The organism is Kitasatospora sp. NPDC058243 (genome assembly GCF_042882025.1).
Taxonomy (GTDB): domain Bacteria; phylum Actinomycetota; class Actinomycetes; order Streptomycetales; family Streptomycetaceae; genus Kitasatospora.
Genome location: NZ_JBHVWW010000013.1, coordinates 102,593 through 120,197, shown reverse-complemented (window position 1 = coordinate 120,197; position 17,605 = coordinate 102,593). Strand labels below are relative to the sequence as shown.

Annotated in this window: 16 protein-coding genes and 1 tRNA gene; 7 read left to right on the top strand and 10 right to left on the bottom strand. The window is 71.8% G+C overall.

Going from position 1 to position 17,605, the window contains the following annotated elements:
• Positions 1-182 precede the first annotated feature (182 nt).
• Entirely contained in the window at positions 183-950 is a 768-nt protein-coding gene (locus ACFVX9_RS12250) for a DUF5324 family protein (RefSeq protein ID WP_387981502.1), read from the bottom strand.
• 194 nt (positions 951-1,144) lie between these two features.
• On the opposite strand from ACFVX9_RS12250, the gene ACFVX9_RS12245 reads away from it, so the two are divergent.
• Complete coding sequence (locus ACFVX9_RS12245; RefSeq protein WP_063348452.1) at positions 1,145-1,990, top strand: rhomboid family intramembrane serine protease; 846 nt, start codon at positions 1,145-1,147, stop codon at positions 1,988-1,990.
• 334 nt (positions 1,991-2,324) lie between these two features.
• Here ACFVX9_RS12245 and crgA read toward each other — a convergent pair whose 3' ends face one another.
• A complete protein-coding gene (gene crgA / locus ACFVX9_RS12240) occupies positions 2,325-2,573 on the bottom strand; it encodes a cell division protein CrgA (protein WP_063348451.1) in 249 nt (82 codons plus the stop codon).
• A 175-nt stretch (positions 2,574-2,748) separates the two neighbouring features.
• Between crgA and ACFVX9_RS12235 the strand changes: the two genes are divergently transcribed.
• The 5 genes from ACFVX9_RS12235 (at position 2,749) to ACFVX9_RS12215 (ending at position 6,474) form a co-directional block, all read left to right on the top strand.
• Positions 2,749-3,507 carry a DUF881 domain-containing protein gene (locus ACFVX9_RS12235; protein ID WP_380371416.1) on the top strand — a complete coding sequence of 253 codons (759 nt, stop codon included), beginning with the start codon at positions 2,749-2,751 and terminating at the stop codon, positions 3,505-3,507.
• 69 nt (positions 3,508-3,576) lie between these two features.
• Positions 3,577-3,756 (top strand): hypothetical protein, encoded by a 180-nt coding sequence (locus tag ACFVX9_RS12230; protein WP_387981500.1) that lies wholly within the window; start codon positions 3,577-3,579, stop codon positions 3,754-3,756.
• A 63-nt stretch (positions 3,757-3,819) separates the two neighbouring features.
• The gene (locus ACFVX9_RS12225) at positions 3,820-4,491 is read left to right on the top strand and encodes an aminodeoxychorismate/anthranilate synthase component II (RefSeq protein ID WP_063348449.1); all 672 of its coding nucleotides are present in this window, start codon (positions 3,820-3,822) and stop codon (positions 4,489-4,491) included.
• A gap of 5 nt (positions 4,492-4,496) precedes the next feature.
• Positions 4,497-5,633, top strand: a complete 1,137-nt coding sequence (locus tag ACFVX9_RS12220; protein ID WP_387981498.1) for a class E sortase — start codon at positions 4,497-4,499, stop codon at positions 5,631-5,633.
• Positions 5,634-5,670: 37 nt separating this feature from the next.
• Positions 5,671-6,474, top strand: coding sequence for a class E sortase (locus ACFVX9_RS12215; RefSeq protein ID WP_380482929.1), 804 nt, complete (start codon positions 5,671-5,673; stop codon positions 6,472-6,474).
• 139 nt (positions 6,475-6,613) lie between these two features.
• On the opposite strand, the gene pknB is transcribed toward ACFVX9_RS12215, so the two are convergent.
• The 6 genes from pknB to ACFVX9_RS12185 form a co-directional block, all read right to left on the bottom strand.
• Positions 6,614-8,752 carry a Stk1 family PASTA domain-containing Ser/Thr kinase gene (gene pknB, locus ACFVX9_RS12210; RefSeq protein ID WP_380428129.1) on the bottom strand — a complete coding sequence of 713 codons (2,139 nt, stop codon included), beginning with the start codon at positions 8,750-8,752 and terminating at the stop codon, positions 6,614-6,616.
• Positions 8,753-9,012: 260 nt separating this feature from the next.
• The gene (locus tag ACFVX9_RS12205; RefSeq protein ID WP_063348446.1) at positions 9,013-10,470 is read right to left on the bottom strand and encodes a penicillin-binding protein 2; all 1,458 of its coding nucleotides are present in this window, start codon (positions 10,468-10,470) and stop codon (positions 9,013-9,015) included.
• Positions 10,467-11,843, bottom strand: a complete 1,377-nt coding sequence (locus ACFVX9_RS12200) for an FtsW/RodA/SpoVE family cell cycle protein (RefSeq protein ID WP_063351252.1) — start codon at positions 11,841-11,843, stop codon at positions 10,467-10,469. Before ACFVX9_RS12200 ends, ACFVX9_RS12205 begins: the two co-directional genes overlap by 4 nt.
• Before the next feature lie 160 nt (positions 11,844-12,003).
• Positions 12,004-13,629 (bottom strand): PP2C family protein-serine/threonine phosphatase, encoded by a 1,626-nt coding sequence (locus tag ACFVX9_RS12195; protein WP_380371306.1) that lies wholly within the window; start codon positions 13,627-13,629, stop codon positions 12,004-12,006.
• A gap of 53 nt (positions 13,630-13,682) precedes the next feature.
• Positions 13,683-14,225 carry an FHA domain-containing protein gene (locus tag ACFVX9_RS12190; RefSeq protein WP_380482925.1) on the bottom strand — a complete coding sequence of 181 codons (543 nt, stop codon included), beginning with the start codon at positions 14,223-14,225 and terminating at the stop codon, positions 13,683-13,685.
• A gap of 46 nt (positions 14,226-14,271) precedes the next feature.
• Positions 14,272-15,144, bottom strand: a complete 873-nt coding sequence (locus tag ACFVX9_RS12185; protein ID WP_363368196.1) for a DUF3662 and FHA domain-containing protein — start codon at positions 15,142-15,144, stop codon at positions 14,272-14,274.
• 418 nt (positions 15,145-15,562) lie between these two features.
• Between ACFVX9_RS12185 and ACFVX9_RS12180 the strand changes: the two genes are divergently transcribed.
• Positions 15,563-15,646: transfer RNA gene (locus ACFVX9_RS12180), tRNA-Leu, on the top strand.
• 51 nt (positions 15,647-15,697) lie between these two features.
• On the opposite strand, the gene ACFVX9_RS12175 is transcribed toward ACFVX9_RS12180, so the two are convergent.
• Together ACFVX9_RS12175 and ACFVX9_RS12170 are read right to left on the bottom strand one after the other, a co-directional pair.
• Positions 15,698-16,846, bottom strand: coding sequence for a sensor histidine kinase (locus ACFVX9_RS12175; protein WP_380482923.1), 1,149 nt, complete (start codon positions 16,844-16,846; stop codon positions 15,698-15,700).
• Positions 16,843-17,493, bottom strand: coding sequence for a response regulator transcription factor (locus ACFVX9_RS12170; RefSeq protein WP_244293637.1), 651 nt, complete (start codon positions 17,491-17,493; stop codon positions 16,843-16,845). The genes ACFVX9_RS12175 and ACFVX9_RS12170 overlap by 4 nt, the downstream gene beginning before the upstream one ends.
• Between the last annotated feature and the right edge of the window lie 112 nt (positions 17,494-17,605).

Here is a 17,605-nt window from a genome sequence, read left to right as displayed (position 1 = left end):
TAACTCATTTGGGGGAGTACTGTCTTGAAAAGGAAAGGGGAGGGAGTTCGATTCTCCGATGTCAAAAAACTCGTTGAAGTCGGGACGCAGATCGACCGCGGACAGAACCCCGTGGAGGCAGCGGATCGCCGTTTCCGCGCCCTCTGGGGGTGTCGGACACGCCCAGAGGGCCGGGCGACGGGTCAGTGCGGTCCGCGCGGGTCGTGCGGGTCGTGCGGCTTGGGGTGGTCGCCGTCGGCGTCGGGCCGGCCGGGTGGCGGAGCGGGCTCGGTGGCCGTGTCCGCCGGGGTGGCGGCGTCGACCGGCCCGGGGGCCGTCGCGCCGGCGGCGTGCGCACCGGCGGGTTGGTCGGCCCGGTCGGTCGGGGGTTCGACCAGCCACTCCGGGTTGCTGTGCCGGCGCCACCACTGCCAGGCCACGATCCCGCCGCCGATCGCCAGCGCACCGGCCACGGCGAGGCCGGTGGCCAGGCCGTTGCACCGCTTCCTCCGGGCGTTGCGGGCGGCCAGGTGGCTGATCTCGGCCGAGGTGACGTTGCCGTGCAGCGCGGTCAGCGCGGCGGCGCCCCGGGTCTGGGCCTCCTGGGCGACCGGGGTGACGGCGGCGCGGGCCTCCTCGACGGCCTGGACGACCCTGGGACCGACCGTGGAGCGGGCCTGGTCGGCTGCGCGGGCGGCGGAGAGCCGGGCCGCCAGGGCGGCCTCCTGGGCGCGGTGGAAGGCCTTCAGGACGTGCTGCTGGGTTTCGGGGGGCAGGCTGGCGAAGGCGTGACCGAACTGCGGGGCGATGTGCCGGTCGTACTGGACGCGGAGGCTCTGGGCGGCCTGGGCGGCTTTCGGCCCGAGGGTGTCCAGGGCCGGGCCCAGGCGCTGCTTGGCGCCGTCCGCGAGGTGCGCGGCGGTGTCCCGGGTCTTGGTGGCCGTCTCACGAGCCGAGTCCGAAAAGGTCACGAGTCTCTCCTCCTGGGTGGCGTCCTTTATGCACATATCCACCTGAATGCTGATCATGCATGCTGATTTGTCCACCGGCATGTCGGAGTGGGCCGTACGCGGACTGTGGGAGCGGCCGGGGAGAAGGCCCGATGTCGGATCCGCCGCAGTAGGCTGGCGATTTCGGCGGTCCCGTACGGGAGGGGAAGAACCTGATGCTGACCGGCTGCTACCGGCACCCGCAGACGGCCACCGGCGTCTCCTGCACCCGCTGCGAGCGGGCGATCTGCCCGCAGTGCATGGTGGCCGCCTCGGTGGGCTTCCAGTGCCCGGAGTGCGTCGGCGGCGGGCACGCCGGGACGCGGCGGGCGACCACCCGGTTCGGCGGGGCGATCGCCCAGGACGGCGGGCTGGTCACCAGGGTGCTGATCGGCATCAACGTGGTGGTCTTCGTGCTGGCCGCCTACGTGCTCACGCCGCGGCTGGGCCAGGTCTGGGAGCTGTACAGCGTCGGGCGGGCCGTCCTGGGCGGTCCGGACGGCGTCGCCGACGGCCCCGCCCAGTGGTACCGGCTGCTGACCTCGGTGTTCCTGCACCTGCAGTGGTGGCACATCGGGATGAACATGCTGGTCCTGTACTGGCTTGGCCCCACGCTGGAGGCGGCGCTCGGCCGGCTGCGGTTCCTGGCCCTCTACCTGCTCTCCGGCCTGGGGGGCAGCGCCCTGGCCTTCCTGATCGACGGCAACTCGCTGCGGTCGGTGGGGGCCTCGGGCGCGATCTTCGGGCTGATCGGCGCCACGGTGGTGATGCAGCTGCGGAACCGGGGCCCGCTCGCCCCGGTGATGGCGTTCCTGGTCTTCAACCTGGTCGTCACCTTCTCGCGGACGGACATCGACTGGCGGGCGCACATCGGCGGCCTGGTGGTGGGCGCGCTGACGGCGGCCGGTCTGATGTACGCCCCGCGCGAGCGCCGCGGCCTGGTCCAGGGGCTGGCGTTGGCGGGGTCGCTGGCCGTGGTGGCGGCGATGCTGATGATCGGGATGGCCCGCTACGGCGCGTGACGCCGCGGGTGTTTGTCCACAGCGGGTGCGGGGTTGTGCACAGGCTGTGTGCCGCCCGGGGTGTGGACTGCTGTTCTACGCGTGTCCTGCTGTGCGGTTTTCCCATTCTCGGGAAGTTGTGCACAGCCGTGGAAAGCCCGCGGTCGAAAAGTTATCCACAGGCTGGGGAGACTTTTCCCCAGTGTGGATAACCATGTGGATAAGCGCGACCATCTGATGATGGGGATAACCGACCGGCTTCCCGCCCGTGTCCGGGCATGCCTGACCGCCGCCCGGCACCAGTGGCCCGAAGCGGCGGAGGTGGCTCGACCGGAGCCTCAGGAGGAGCGGGAAGCTACTTCCACTGGGTGGAGACGCCGAACCCCGCGGCGATGAACCCGAAACCGACCAGGATGTTCCAGTTCCGCCAGCCCTCGACCGGGTAGCTGCCGCTGGTCACGTAATAGGTGACGATCCAGACCAGGCCGATCAGGAACAGTGCCAGCATCAACGGTGCGACCCAACTGCGGCCCGAACTGATCTTCACCGTGGCCGTGGTCGGCGGGGTGTAGTCGGACTTCTTGCGGAGTCGAGACTTCGGCACGAGGAGCTCTCCTGTCGATGCGCTGTGAGACCGCGCAGAGGTGCAGCGGGGGTCGGTCTGCCGGCGACGGGCGGTGCGGAACGCACGGGACCGTTCCCGCACGCGCCACCGGCGTCCGTTAGCGTAGTGGCTCGGTGGGTCTTAAGGAGATAAGGGTACGGTGCCTAATTTGTCGATTCCCCCTCGGCCGACCACTACCCGCCGCTCCGGCACCCGAATTGTCGGGCGTGCCCTGACCTGTGCGGTCTTCGCGCTCGCCGGACTGCTCTTCTACATCAGCGCGCAGACCGCCCGCGGCACCGACCTGCGGACCGACAACTCGCTGCTGAGCCTCGGCGACGTGATACGCCAGCGCAGCTCGCAGAACCAGCAGGCCCAGGCCCAGCTGGCCGACCTCCAGGCCCGCGCGCAGGAGCTCACCGGGCAGCAGGGCGGCAACCCCGCCGACGCCGCCCGGCTGGAGGACCTGCGGCTCGGCGCGGCCCTGGAGCCGCTGCAGGGCGGCGGCCTGACCGTCACCCTCAACGACGCCCCGCCGAACGCCACCGCCCGCATCCCGGGCGTCCCCGAGCCGGGCGTCAACGACCTGGTCATCCACCAGCAGGACATCCAGGCCGTGGTCAACGCGCTGTGGCGGGGTGGAGCCGAAGGGGTGCAGGTGATGGACCAGCGGCTGATCTCCACCAGCGCCGTCCGCTGCGTCGGCAACACCCTGCTGTTGCAGGGCCGGGTCTACTCGCCGCCGTACGTGGTCCGGGCGGTCGGCCGCACCGATGCGCTGAAGGCCGCCGTGGACGGCGACCCGACGATCCGCAACTACCTCCAGTACGTCCAGGCGTACGGGCTCGGCTGGAAGGTCCAGGAGAGCGGTGACCTGACCCTCCCCGGATACTCCGGGACCACCGAGCTGCGGTCGGCGGGCGGGCAGCAGTAGCGGACCGGCCTCGCGGTCGTTGATCCCGGGTCTACTCTTGACCCCAGTCCGCTACGTCGAGGGAGCACCATGTACGGCTGGATCTGGCGTCACCTCCCGGGAAACACCCTGGTCCGCGCCGTCGTCTCGCTGCTCCTCGTCGCGGGGATCGTCTATCTCCTCTTCACCTACGTCTTCCCGTGGGCGGAACCGTTGCTCCCCTTCGGTGACGTCACAGTGGACGGCGGCGAAGGTGCCGCGGCCGGCTGAACCGGCGGCCCTGCTCCTCCACCCTGCCGACCCCGCCCCGCATCCCACGGAGACCACGCGAGAATGACCACCCAGCCGACCGCGCCCCGCATCCTGGTCGTGGACAACTACGACAGCTTCGTCTTCAACCTGGTCCAGTACCTGTACCAGCTCGGTGCCACCTGCGAGGTGGTGCGCAACGACGAGGTGACCGTCGAACACGCCGTCCGTCGGTCCGGCGGCGAGGACGACCAGGGCTTCGACGGGGTGCTGCTCTCCCCCGGGCCCGGGGCGCCGGAGGAGGCCGGGGTCTGCATCGGGATGGTGCACCACTGCGCGGGGATCGGGCTGCCGGTGTTCGGCGTCTGCCTGGGCCTGCAGTCGATCGCGGTCGCGTACGGCGCGGTGGTCGACCGGGCACCGGAACTGCTGCACGGCAAGACCTCGCCGGTCGAGCACGAGGACGGCGGGGTGTTCGAGGGACTGCCCTCGCCGCTGACCGCCACCCGGTACCACTCGCTGGCGGTCGAGCCGGCCACCGTGCCGGACGAGCTGGTGGTCACCGCGCGCACCGACAGCGGCGTGATCATGGGTCTGCGGCACCGCGAACTGCCCGTCGAGGGCGTGCAGTTCCACCCCGAGTCGGTGCTCACCGAGGGCGGCCACCGGATGCTCGCCAACTGGCTGGCGGAGTGCGGCTACCCGCAGGCCGTGGACCGGTCGGCCGGGCTCGCCCCGGTGATCGGCCGGGGCTGAGCGGCGTGACCGCGCTGCGTCCGGAGGGGCGTTACCAGCCGGCGGCGGGCCCGGGAGACGGACAGCCGTACGGCGGCGCGCAGCACGGCGACGGCCCGTACGGTGGCGGTCCGTACGGCGACGGGCAGCACCACGGCGGCGCGGCGGCGCACCCGCAGCCGTACCCGGCGCAGCCCGGACAGGGCGCCGCCGAGGACGCCTGGGGCGTGTACGAGCAGGCCGAGCAGCCCGCCGTGTCCGGACCCGAGTACCCGTGGCTGCCCGACCAGACGCTCCAGCTGCGCCTGCCCCTCGACATCGGCGGGCCGGCCGCGGAACCGGCCCCGCCCACCGGCGGCCGGGCCGAGCGCCGCAGGGCCGCCCAGGGCCGGACCTCCGTGCGCGCGGGCGTCGGTCGGCGCCGGGCGAGCGGCCGGGGCGCCGGGGCGAAGGCGCGGCCCAAGGAGTCCGCGGTCGTGGTGGCCGCGCGGCTCGTCGGGGAGCTGTGCATCACGCTCGGCGTGGTGATGCTGCTCTTCGTCTCGTACCAGCTCTGGTGGACCAACGTGCAGGCCGACGCGGCCGCCGACGGCGCCCGCAACCGGCTGGAGCAGCAGTTCGACGCGGCCCTGGCGCCGCCGAAGCCCGGGCAGCCGGCTCCGGACCCGGCCAAGCCGGAGTCGTTCGAGCCCGGCAAGGGCTTCGCCATCATCTACCTGCCCAAGCTGGGGCTGAAGTTCCCGATCGCCGAGGGCACCTCCAAGCCGGCGGTGCTCGACAAGGGCCTGGTCGGCCACTACACCGGCACCGGGATGCCGGCCGACAAGGCGGGCAACTTCGCGCTGGCCGCGCACCGCAACACCCACGGCGAGCCGTTCCGGTACATCAACCAGCTCGGCAAGGGCGACAAGATCGTGGTGGAGACCGCCACCTCGTACTACACCTACGAGGTCACCAGCAGCATCCCGGAGACCTCCCCCAACAACGTGAGCGTGATCAAGCCCGTCCCCAACGGCGCCGGTTACGCGGGCGCCGGCCGGTACATCACGCTGACCACCTGCACCCCGGAGTTCACCTCCAAGTTCCGCCTCATCGTCTTTGGCAAGATGACCGAGGAACGGCCGCGCAGCCAAGGCAAGCCGGCCGCGATCACGGGCGGGTGACCGCCCGGGCACCCGGCACGAAGGGGGAGCACCGGAGATGACGGACGAGACCGCGCAGTCGGCCGAGCCGCGGGAGGAGGCCTTCCCGCCGCCCGAGACCGGCCCCGCGCCCGCCCGGCGCGGCCGCAGCCGCGCGCTGGCCGCACTCGGCGTCTTCGGCGAGCTGCTGATCACCCTGGGACTGGTGCTCGGCCTGTTCGTGGCCTACTCGCTGTGGTGGACCAACGTCGAGGCGGACCGCTCGGCGGCCGCGGCCTCCGACCGGCTGCGCGACACCTGGGCCGCGAGCCCGACCGGCACCCCCTCGGCGCCCCCCGGCGGGACGCCCGCCCCCGCCGCGCCGTTCGCGGCCGGGGACGCGGTCGGCTTCCTGCACGTCCCGGCGATGGGCCGGGACTACCAGGTGCTGATCCGGATGGGCACCGACGGCGACACCCTGGCCGAGGGCGTGGCGGGGGTGTACGAGCAGCCCTACCGCGCCGCGATGCCCTGGGACCAGGCCGGGAACTTCGCGCTGGCCGCCCACCGGGACGGCCACGGAGCCAAGTTCCACGACCTGGACGCGGTGCACCGGGGCGCCGCGGTCGTCGTCGAGACCAAGGACAAGTGGTACGTCTACCGGGTCGACAGCACCCTGCCGGAGACGTCCAAGTACGACACCGGCATCGTCGCGCCCGTCCCGGTCGGCTCCGGCTACACCGGACCCGGCCGGTACATCACGCTGACCACCTGCACGCCGGTGTACACCTCGCGCTACCGGATGGCGGTCTGGGGGAGCCTGGTGCGGGTGGACGACGTGGACGCCAAGCGCACCCCGCCGCCGGAACTGCGCCAGCCCTGAGCCCGGCTGCCGCTGCTGCGGCCGGCTGCCGTAGGCCGGAACCGAGAACGCCCGAGGGCCCGTCGCAACCGCTGCGACGGGCCCTCGGGCGTACGGCCGGACAACTCCCACCAAGCCTCAGATCCAGGGGAACCAGGGCTTAGTTGTTGCTCCCCCCTTTGGTGTTGGAGGGTGAGGGGGAGAGGGGGTCACCCCCTTTGGGCGGATCGGCCGGCTTCGTGATGAGCATCACCTGGGTGTTCGGATCCAGCTGGGTGCCGGCGGGCGGGTTGGTGCTCACGACGATGGCGTTCGGGTCCGACGGACCGGACACCACCGTGTAGAGCAGCCCGACCTTGCCCAGCTGCGAGATGGCGTCCGACAGCTTGACGTTCTGCAGCGGCGGGACCTGGGGCTTGTCCTGCATCTTGAAGATCGTCAGCGTGATCTTCGTGTTGGCCGGGACCTTGGTGTTGGCCTGGACCGACTGCGCGGCGACGGTGTTCGCCTTGCTCTGGTCGGTGGTCTGCACCGTCTTCGAGGTGTCGACCTGGAAGCCCAGGCCCTCCAGCTGGGCCTGCGCCACCTCCTTCTGCGCGCCGGCCACGTTCGGCACGGTCACCTTCGACTTGCCCTGCGAGACGGTCAGCTTGACCGGGGCGGTCGGGTCGCCGGCGGTGCCCGCCGCCGGGTCCTGGGCGGTGACGTTCTCCTGCGGAGCGGTGTCGTCGTCCTTGTACTCGGTGGTGACGTTGGTGAAGCCGGCGTCGCCGAGCGCCTTGGTCGCCTGGTCCTTGGTCTTGCCGACCACGTTCGGCAGGGGGGCCTTGGCCGGGCCGGAGGACAGCTGCACGGTGATGGTGCTGTTCTCCGCGACCTGGCCGCCGACGGCCGGGTTCTGGGTGCAGACCTGGTCCTTCTTGATGTTGGCGTCCGGGCAGGCGAGCTTGTCGCCCTCGGCCACCACGAGCTTGGGACCGGCCGCGGCCGCGGCCGTCTTGGCGTCCGCCAGGCTCTTGCCGACCAGGTTCGGCACGGAGACCTTCGGGGTCTCCGTGGTGCCGCCGCCGTTGCCGTTGAACATGGCCTGGGCCACGAAGAAGGTGCCGACCAGGACCAGCACGGCGGCGACCGCCAGCACGATCCAGGAGGTGTTGCTCTTCTTCGGCGGCTGCTCGCCGCGCCGGCCGCCGTCCCGGCCGTAGCCGTCGTCGTGGCCGCCGCCCGCCGGGCCGTCGGCGTAGGCCTGGCCGTAGCCGTCGTCCTGGTAGCCGCCCTGCGGGCCGTAGCCGGGCTGGCCGCCGGCCTGCGGCAGGACGGTGGTCGGGCCGCCGCCGGGCTGCTGCGGCAGCACGTTGGTCTGGCCGTACGGGTCGTGCTGCTGCGGGTAGCCGTTCTGGTCGTAGCCGTACCCGGCGCCCATGCCGTACGCCGCGGCCTGCTGGGCGGCGGCCACCGGCAGGCCGTCGAGGAAGCGCTCGATGTCGTCGCGCATCTCGTCGGCGCTCTGGTAGCGGTAGTCGCGCTCCTTGGCGAGCGCCTTCAGCACGATCGCGTCGATCTCGGGGCGGACCTCGGGGTCGAAGACGGACGGCGGCTGCGCCTCCTCCCGGACGTGCTGGTAGGCCACCGCGACCGGGGAGTCGCCGACGAACGGCGGGCGCACGGTCAGCAGTTCGTACAGCAGGCAGCCGGTGGAGTAGAGGTCGGAGCGGGCGTCGACCTGCTCGCCCTTGGCCTGCTCGGGGGAGAGGTACTGGGCGGTGCCGATGACGGCCGAGGTCTGGGTCATGGTCATCCCGGCGTCGCCCATCGCACGGGCGATGCCGAAGTCCATGACCTTGACGTTGCCCTGCCGGGTCAGCATCACGTTGGCCGGCTTGATGTCACGGTGCACGATGCCGGCGCGGTGCGAGTACTCCAGCGCCTGCAGGATGCCGATGGTCATCTCCAGCGCGCGCTCGGGCAGCAGCCGTCGGCCGGAGTGCAGCAGCTCGCGCAGGGTGGACCCCTCGACGTACTCCATCACGATGTACGGGATGGAGATGTTGTCGATGTAGTCCTCGCCGGTGTCGTACACGGCGACGATCGCGGGGTGGTTCAGGGACGCCGCGGACTGCGCCTCGCGGCGGAAGCGGGCCTGGAACGACGGATCCCGGGCCATGTCGGCCCGGAGCGTCTTCACTGCGACGGAACGGCCGAGCCGGGTGTCATGGGCGAGGTAGACCTCGGCCATGCCGCCGCGTCCGAGGACGCCGCCGAGCTCGTACCTGCCGCCTAGGCGACGAGGCTCTTCCATAGTTCCGACCCTCTCCCTCGCCTGCCGGCGAGGTTGTGACGTAGGTGTCCCCGCACGCTCAGGGTGACGCCGAGCGGGTCTCGACCGGTTCTCCGGCCGGGCCGTGCGCCGTCTCGCGGGCGGCAACGGGCACACCCGCTGCTGGCGGATACGCTACCGCTCGCACCGCATCGGACCGGAGTCGGCCGTCGGCCGATATCAGACCGGTATCCGGACGGGGGTGTCGATCGTGACTTTCCACTCACGGCCGGGCCTCCTCCTCACTTGCCGAGGACGGCCTGCATCACCGCCTTGGCGATCGGGGCGGCCAGCCGGCCGCCGCTGATGCCGTCGCGGTTGTTGGAGCCGTCCTCGACCACGACCGCGACCGCCACGGACTGGCCGTCGGTGGTCTTGGCCCAGGAGGTGAACCAGGCGAACGGCAGCCCGGCGTTGTCCTCGCCGTGCTGCGCGGTACCGGTCTTGCCGCCGACCTGGAGGCCGGGGATCTTGGCGCTCTTGCCGGTGCCGTTCTCCACCACCGAGACCATCAGGTCCTGCATCTTCTGCGCGGTGGCCGGGCTCATCGGCTGGGAGAACTGCTTCTCGGTGTGCTTGGAGATGGTGGTCAGCGAGGCCGAGCGCTCCTGGTCGACCAGGTACGGCTGCATCAGGCTGCCGTTGTTGGCGATCGCGGCGGACACCATGGCCATCTGCAGCGGGGTGGCGCGGGTGTCGTGCTGGCCGATCGAGTCCTGCGCGGTGCCGTCCAGGCTCGCGCTGCTCGGGAAGATGCTCTTCTCGGAACGGACCGGGGTGTCGATGGTGCTGTTGAAGCCGAACTTCTCGGCCTGCGCCCGCATCTTGTCCTTGCCGAGGTCCGCGCCCATCTTGGCGTAGACCGTGTTGCAGGACTGGTCCATCCCCGACTTGACCGTGGCGTTCCCGCACTTCTCGAGCGGCGACTCGTTGTTGAGCACCGTCTGGGTGCCCGGCAGGGTGTACGGGTCCGGCGTCGCGGTCTGGTCGTCGATGTTCTGGTACAGGCCGTTCTCGAACGCGGCGGTCGCGGTGACCAGCTTGAACGTGGAGCCGGGCGGATAGGTCTCCTTCAGAGCCCGGTTGAGCATCGGCTTGTTGGGGTCGGCGTTGAGGTCCGTCCAGGCCTTGGAGTCGCCGCTCTCGCTGCCGGCGATGGTGCCCGGGTCGTAGGACGGGGTGGAGACCAGCGCCAGGATCGCGCCGGTCTTCGGGTCGATCGCGACGGCGGCGCCCTTCTTGTCCCCGAGGCCGTCCCAGGCGGCCTTCTGCGCCTTGGCGTTGATCGTGGTGACGACGTCGCCGCCGCGCTGCTGCTCGCCGGTCAGCATGTCCAGGGTGTTGCGGAAGAACAGCCGGTCGTCGGTGCCGGAGAGGATGCCGTCCTCCAGGTTCTCCAGCTGGCTGGAGCCGAAGACCTGGGAGGAGTAGCCGGTGACCGGGGCGTACATCGGGCCGTCGACCCAGGAGCGCTTGTACTTGTAGCGCAGGCCGTTGACGAAGTCGGACTTCGTGACCGGCTGGCCGCCGACGATGATGTTGCCGCGCGGGTGGGCGTACCGGTCGTACTGCTGGCGCTTGTTGTTCTTGTTGGTGGCCCAGGCGTCGGCCTGGACGCCCTGCACCCAGTTGGTGCGCACCATCAGGGCCAGGATCAGGACGAGGCAGAAGATCGAGACCCGGCGGATCGGCTTGTTCATCGGACGGGTCCTCCCTGGCCCTCGGTGGCCGGGGTCGCTTCGACCCCGGGTCGGCGGGCGCTGTCGCTGATCTTCAGCAGGATCGCGACCAGCGCCCAGTTGGCAACCACGGACGACCCGCCCTGGGCGAGGAACGGCATGGTCATACCGGTGAGCGGGATCAGCCCGGTGACGCCGCCGGCCACGACGAAGACCTGCAGCGCCATCGCCGACGAGAGCCCGACGGCGAACAGCTTGCCGAACGGGTCGCGGGCGGCGAGGGCGGTGCGCAGGCCGCGCTGCACCAGCAGGGCGTACAGCAGGAAGATCGCCATCAGGCCGGTCAGCCCGAGCTCCTCGCCGAACGAGCCCAGGATGAAGTCGCTCTTCGCGGCGAAGTTGATCAGCCAGGAGCGGCCCTGGCCGAGGCCCGAGCCCGTCACCCCGCCGGAGCCGAGCGCCATCAGCGACTGGCCGATCTGCTCGGTGGCGCCCTTCGGCGGGTGTGCTCCGAAGGCGGCCATCGGGTCGAGCCAGGCGTCGATGCGGACCTTGACGTGGCTGGTGGTCATGGCGACCGCGACCGCGCCGCCGATCGACATCAGCAGGCCGAACAGGATCCAGCTGGTCCGCTCGGTGGCGACGTAGAGCATCACCACGAACAGGCCGAAGAACAGGAAGGACGTGCCGAGGTCGTTCTCGAAGACCAGGATCAGCAGGCTGAGCAGCCAGATCACGACGATCGGGCCGAGGTCGCGCCCGCGCGGCAGGTACAGGCCCATGAAGCGGCGGCTGGCCAGGGCGAGGGCGTCGCGTTTGACCATCAGGTAGCCGGCGAAGAACACCGTCAGGATGATCTTGGCGAACTCGCCGGGCTGGATGGAGAAGCCGCCCATCCGGATCCAGATCTTGGCGCCGAAGTCCTCCGCCCGGGCCGGGAAGAAGGCCGGCGCGGCGAGCAGGACCAGCGCCGCCACCATCGAGATGTAGGTGTAGCGCTGGAGCACCCGGTGGTCCTTCAGGAACACCATCACGCCGATGAACAGCCCGATCCCGAGGGCCGACCACATCAGCTGGTTCCGGGCCGCCGGGAAGTTGGCGCTCAGCAGCTTGCCGGCCTTGTCGAGCCGCCAGATCATCACCACGCCGAGACCGTTCAGCAGGGTGGCGATCGGCAGCATCAGCGGGTCCGCGTACGGCGCGAAGCGGCGCACCAGCAGGTGCGCGACCAGCGCCAGCGCGCCCATGCCGAGTCCGTAGCCGACCATGCCGCTCGGCAGCGCGGAGTCCATCGCGAGGCCCACGTTGGCGTACGCGAGGATCGGCAGCACGACGGCGAAGGCCAGCAGGGCCAGCTCGGTGTTGCGCCGGTTCGGCGCGCCCTGGAGGGAGATGGTGGTGTTGGCCCGGCGCCGGGAGGCGGCGCGGTCGGTGGCCGTCCGGCGCCTGCCGGCCCGGCCGGTGTCGTCGCTCAGGTCGTAGGTGCTCACGTGGTGACCGCTCCCTGACGGCCGGCTGCCCCGCTCGGGGCGGGCCTATGTCGGATCACGGAGGTCACTGCTTCGGGCAGGAGTCGGCCCGGCTGCGCTCCTCCTCGGTCAGCCCGGAGAGGTCGCCCGACGGGCCGGTGTTCGGCGCGGCGGCGTTCGGCGCCGGTGCGGTCGGGCTCGGGGCCGTCGGGGTCGGGGTGGCCGGGGTCGGAGTGGTGGGGGCCACCGGGGGGCGGGTCTTCTCGCCCGGGGTGGGCGTGACGGCCAGGAACGCGGCGTGGGTGGCCTGCGCCGCCTGGGTGCCCTGGGCGCCCGGGTTGGTCCGGGCGTCGGCGACCTTCTTGCAGAGCTTGACCCAGCCGTCGAGCTCCTGGACGGTCGCGGTGGCGGCGCCCAGGCTGTCGGCCGAGATGGTCTTGTTCAGGTGCTCGGCCTGGTCCTGCGGCAGGTACTTGAGCTCGACGTCCTTGTACGCGGTGTGCACCGAGGACAGGCTCAGGCCGGCCAGGTTCTGGTTGATGCCCTGGTAGACCGCGACGTGGTCGCCCTGCTTGGCGACGTAGTACTGGTCCTGGGTCCACTGGTAGCCGAAGAACCCGGCGCCGCCGAGCAGGCCGAGGGTGACCAGGACGGCCACCGAGACGGTGAGGCCCTTGCGCTTGCGCTTCGCGGGCGGCTCCTCGTCGAACTCCTCGGCGCCGTACACCGAGGGCTCGCCGGAGCCGTAGCCGTACTCGCCCTCGTAGCCCTCCGCGGGGCCGAAGCCGCCCTGGGCGGCGCCGTAGCCGGCGTCGTAGCCCTCGGCCGGGCCGAAGGCGCCCTGCGGGGCGCGGCCGAGGCCGGCGGCGCGGCCGGCCGGGGTGTCGGCGATCGAGCGGTCCGCGGCGGCCGAGGACGGCGGGGTGTCGGCGACCGCGCCGACCACCACCGGGACGTCGTTGTACTGGCCGCTCGTGGTGTCCGTGGCACCGACGTCGATGACGTCCGCCACGATGCAGGTGATGTTGTCCGGACCGCCGCCGCGCAGCGCGAGCTGGATCAGCTCCTGCACGGTCTGCTCGGGCGAGTAGTAGCTGCCGAGGGTGTCCTGGAGGGTCTGGTGGCTGACCGGGCCGGAGAGGCCGTCGGAGCAGATCAGGTAGCGGTCGCCGGCGCGGACCTCGCGGATCGACAGGTCGGGCTCGACCTGGCCGCGGCCGTCGAGCGCCCGCATCAGCAGCGAGCGCTGCGGGTGGGTCTCGGCCTCCTCCGGCGTGATCCGGCCCTCGTCGACCAGGCGCTGCACCCAGGTGTGGTCCTGGGTGATCTGCACCAGCGAGCCGTCGCGCAGCAGGTAGGCGCGGGAGTCGCCGACGTGCACCATGCCCATCCGCTGGCCGGTCCAGAGCATCGCGGTCAGCGTGCAGCCCATGCCCTCCAGCTGCGGGTCCTCCTCGACCATCTGCCGGAGCCGGTCGTTGGCGCCCTGGACGGCGTCGCCCAGCAGGGTCAGCAGGTCGGCGCCCGGCACGTCCTCGTCCAGTCGGACGATCGAGCCGAGCACCTCGGAGGACGCGACCTCGCCGGCCGCGGCGCCGCCCATGCCGTCGGCCACGGCCAGCAGCCGCGGCCCGGCGTAGCCGGAGTCCTCGTTCCCCTCCCGGATCAGTCCCTTGTGGGAGCCGGCGGCGAAGCGCAGCACCAGGGTCATGCGACCTGTGCCCCCCTCTGGGTCATGGACGGGATGCTGTCCCTCATGCGCTACTACTTCCGCAGTTCGATGACGGTCCTGCCGATACGGATCGGCATGCCCGGCTGGAGCGGAGTGGGCGCGGTCAGGCGCTGCCGGTCCAGATAGGTGCCGTTGGTGGAGCCTAGATCCTCGACCGTCCACTGCCCAGTCTGATCCGGATAGATCCTGGCATGCCGGGAGGACGCGTAGTCGTCGTCCAGCACGATGGTGGAGTCGTGCGCGCGGCCCAGGGTGATGGTCTGGCCCTGGAGCGCGACGGTGGTCCCGGCCAGTGAGCCCTGCACCACCACGAGCTGGGTCGGGGCGCCGCGGCGGCGGCCGCCGCCCTGGGTCTGGCCCGCCGCGGGGCCTGTGGCCGGGGCCTGCGCGGTGCGCCCGGCGGCCGGAGCGGCGGCGGCGCCGCCCGGAGCGGCGTTGGCGCCGCGACGGGAGGAGCGGGGGTTCACCTTGGTCCCGAACAGGTCGCTGCGGATCACCTGGATCGCGACGATGACGAACAGCCACAGCACGGCCAGGAAGCCCAGCCGCATGACCGTGAGGGTCAGTTCTGACATGGCCGGCCCGCCTGTCGGTGAGCGAGGCGCGCGAACAACTCGGACACTACCCTTCGACCTGTCGGTAGACGATGGTGGTGGAGCCCACGACGATGCGGGAGCCGTCGCGGAGCGTAGCGCGCTGGGTGTGCTGTCCGTCCACCACGATGCCGTTGGTGGAGCCCAGGTCGAGGACCATCGAAGGGGTGCCGGGGCGGATCTCGGCGTGCTTGCGGGAGACCCCGGGGTCGTCGATCCGCACGTCCGCCTCGGTCGAGCGGCCGAGTACGCAGGCCGCGCCGGTGATCTGGTGGCGGGCGCCGTTCACCTCGATCCAGCGGCGGAGCGAGGCGCCGTGGCCGGCGCCGGGGAAGGCGCGGACGTTGCCGCCGGACGTCGCGGGCGGGCCCTGGGGCATCGCCGGGGGCGCGGCCGGCGGCGGGGGCGCGCCGTACTGGCCGGCGCCGGTCTGCTGCCACGGTGCGCCGGGGGCCGGGGCGGCCGGCTGGCGGTCGTATCCGGGCTGCTGCTGTTGCTGCTGCTGCGGGGCGTACTGCTGGGGCTCCTCGGCCGCCAGGGTGCGGCTGCGCACCCGGTACAGGCCGGTGTCCAGATCGTCGGCCTTCTCCAGGTTCACCTGGAGCGGGCCCATGAAGCTGTACCGCTGGGCCTCCGCGTACTCGCGGACCATGCCGGCCAGCTCGGCGCCCAGCTGCCCGGAGTAGGGGCTGAGCCGCTCGTGGTCGTGCGGGCTCAGCTCGACGATGAAGTCGTTCGGCACGACGGTGCGGTCGCGGTTCCAGATGCTCGCGTTGTTGTCGCACTCGCGCTGCAGCGCACCGGCGATCTCCACGGGCTGGACCTCGGACTTGAACACCTTGGCGAAGGTGCCGTTGACGAGACCCTCAAGTCGCTGTTCGAACTTCTTCAGCACTCCCATGGGACACCCCCTTCCAGGGTTCGTTCGCCTGCCTGCCGACCGGATCCCGCCGGGAGTCGGTCGTGCCTACTTGCGGTACTTCCGTACTGATCGTATCCACGCCGGGCCCTTCCGTACGGTTCCCGGACAGCGTGGTGCCCGGGGGTGGGCTCGGACACACAGGGTGACGCATACCGGGTACGGCACGCCAGGTGTGCCCGCCCGGGTGGGCTCCCGTCACTCGCTCGCCCGTTCGTCGTGCATCCGTTCGGATGCGCTTCGTCCCGCCGAAGAACGGATTCGGAGCGGCCCCCCGGGTCGTGCTACTGTTTTCCACGTCGGAAGGGCCGCCCACCAGGGAGGCCGGTCCAAGGAAACGCGAAGACCACATGGTACCGAGCGGTTCGGAAGATCGGTCGGCAACGAAGACGACACCCATGCGCGGGTGGCGGAATAGGCAGACGCGCTGGATTCAGGTTCCAGTGCCCGAAAGGGCGTGGGGGTTCAACTCCCCCCTCGCGCACAGCGAAGCCCCGCAGATCTACGGATCTGCGGGGCTTTCTCGTTGTCCCGGTCAGGAACGGGTGGCGGGCAGCTCGGCGCGGACCTCGAAGCCGCCGTCCTGGGTGGGGCCGGCGCTGAGCGAGCCGCCCAGCAGCTGTGCGCGCTCGCGCAGGCCGACCAGGCCGTGGCCGCCGCCCGGCAGGATCTCGTCCGGGTGGACCGGGGGCGCGTCGTTGCGCACCTCGACCCGCAGCCGACGCCCCTTCGCCCGGACCTTCACGTGCACCGCCGCCTCCGGGGCGTACTTGGTGATGTTGGTGAGCGCCTCCTGGACGGTGCGGTAGGCGGCCCGCTCGACCGCCTCCGGCCACGGGCGGTCACCGGGGTTCAGTTCGGTGTCGGCGGCCAGCCCGCTCTCCGCGATCAGCCGGGGCAGGTCGGCCAGCCGGGGCTGCGGGGCGAGCGGGGCGTCCGGGCGCGGGCCGGCGGTGCTGCGCAGCACCCCGACCATCTGGCGCAGCTCGTCGAGGGTGCGGACGGCCAGTTCGCGGATGGTGCGGGCGGTGGTCGCGGCGGCCGGGTCGGCGGTGCTCACCTGGAGCGCGCCGGCCTGGATGCTGATCAGGCTGACCTGGTGCGAGACCACGTCGTGCATCTCCCGGGCGAGCCGGCCGCGCTCGCTGATCAGCACCCGTTCGGCGAGCAGCCGGCTCTCCCGCTCCTGGCCGCGGGTCAGCTCGTCGAGCCGGGCGGCCAGCTCCCGCCGGGTGCGGGCGAGCATCCCGGTGGCGGCCGGGCCGGCGGCCAGCATCACCGACTGGATGGCGTAGAGCGCGGTGTCCCGGCTGAGTTCGAGGGTCTGCTCGGACAGCGGCCAGTGGAAGAACTCGACCAGCGTGAACAGGGTCGCGCAGGGGATGACGATCCGCGGGCGGGGGCGTTCGGCGGCCACCGTGTAGACGGCGGTGATCGGGGCCAGCCAGATGTCGTCGACGTAGCTGCCGGGCATGGTGAGCAGCAGCGCCGCCACCGGGAAGCGGCGGCGCCAGAGCAGGGCGACGGCGGCCAGCGTGGAGAGCGCGATCTGCCACCACGGGGAGTTCCGGGCCACCAGGGCGGCGTCCAGGAGGGAGTAGAGGGCGGGCAGCAGCAGCATCAGCCAGGGGGCGGTGCACCAGGCCGGGAGCCGTCTGGACGGCAGCTGTTCGGTGGCCGTCATGCCCCGTCGCCGGGTTTCGGCCGGACCAGCCCGGCCCGGTGGGCGAGCACCGCCGCCTGGACCCGGTTGGCCGCGCCGAGCTTGCCGAGGATCGCGCTGATGTGGTCCTTGACGGTGCCGGTGCCGAGGAAGAGCCGGTCGGCGATCTCGGCGTTGGACAGTCCCTCGCCGAGCAGGGCCAGCACGTCGAGCTCCCGGCCGGTGAGGGTGCGGGCGAGCGAGGTGGCCTCGGCGTCCGGGCCGCCGCCGTCCACGTAGCCGCCGATCACGGTGCGGGTGACGGTCGGGGACAGGATGTTGCCGCCGGCCGCGAGCACCCGGACGGCGTGGACCAGCTGCTCGGGGGCGGTGTCCTTGAGCAGGAAGCCGGAGGCGCCGGCCCGCAGCGCGGTGCCGATGTACTCGTCGCTGTCGAAGGTGGTGAGCATCGCCACGGCGGGCGGGTCCGGCAGGGCGCGCAGCCGGCGCAGCACCGAGATGCCGTCGAGGTCCGGCATCCGGATGTCGAGGAGCACCACGTGCGGGCGCAGGCGCTGGACGTGCTCCTCGGCCTGGCCGCCGGAGCAGTCGCCGACGACCTCCAGGTCGGGGGCGGAGCCGACGATGAGGCCCAGGCCGGAGCGGACCAGGATCTCGTCGTCCACGATCAGCACGCGGGTGTCGGTGATGGTGCCTCCTCGGTTCTGGCGGCCGGGGTCGGGCGGTCCGCGCGGGTCGTTTCGAGGGTAGGGGTAGCCGGGGTGGGGCGCCGAACGGATG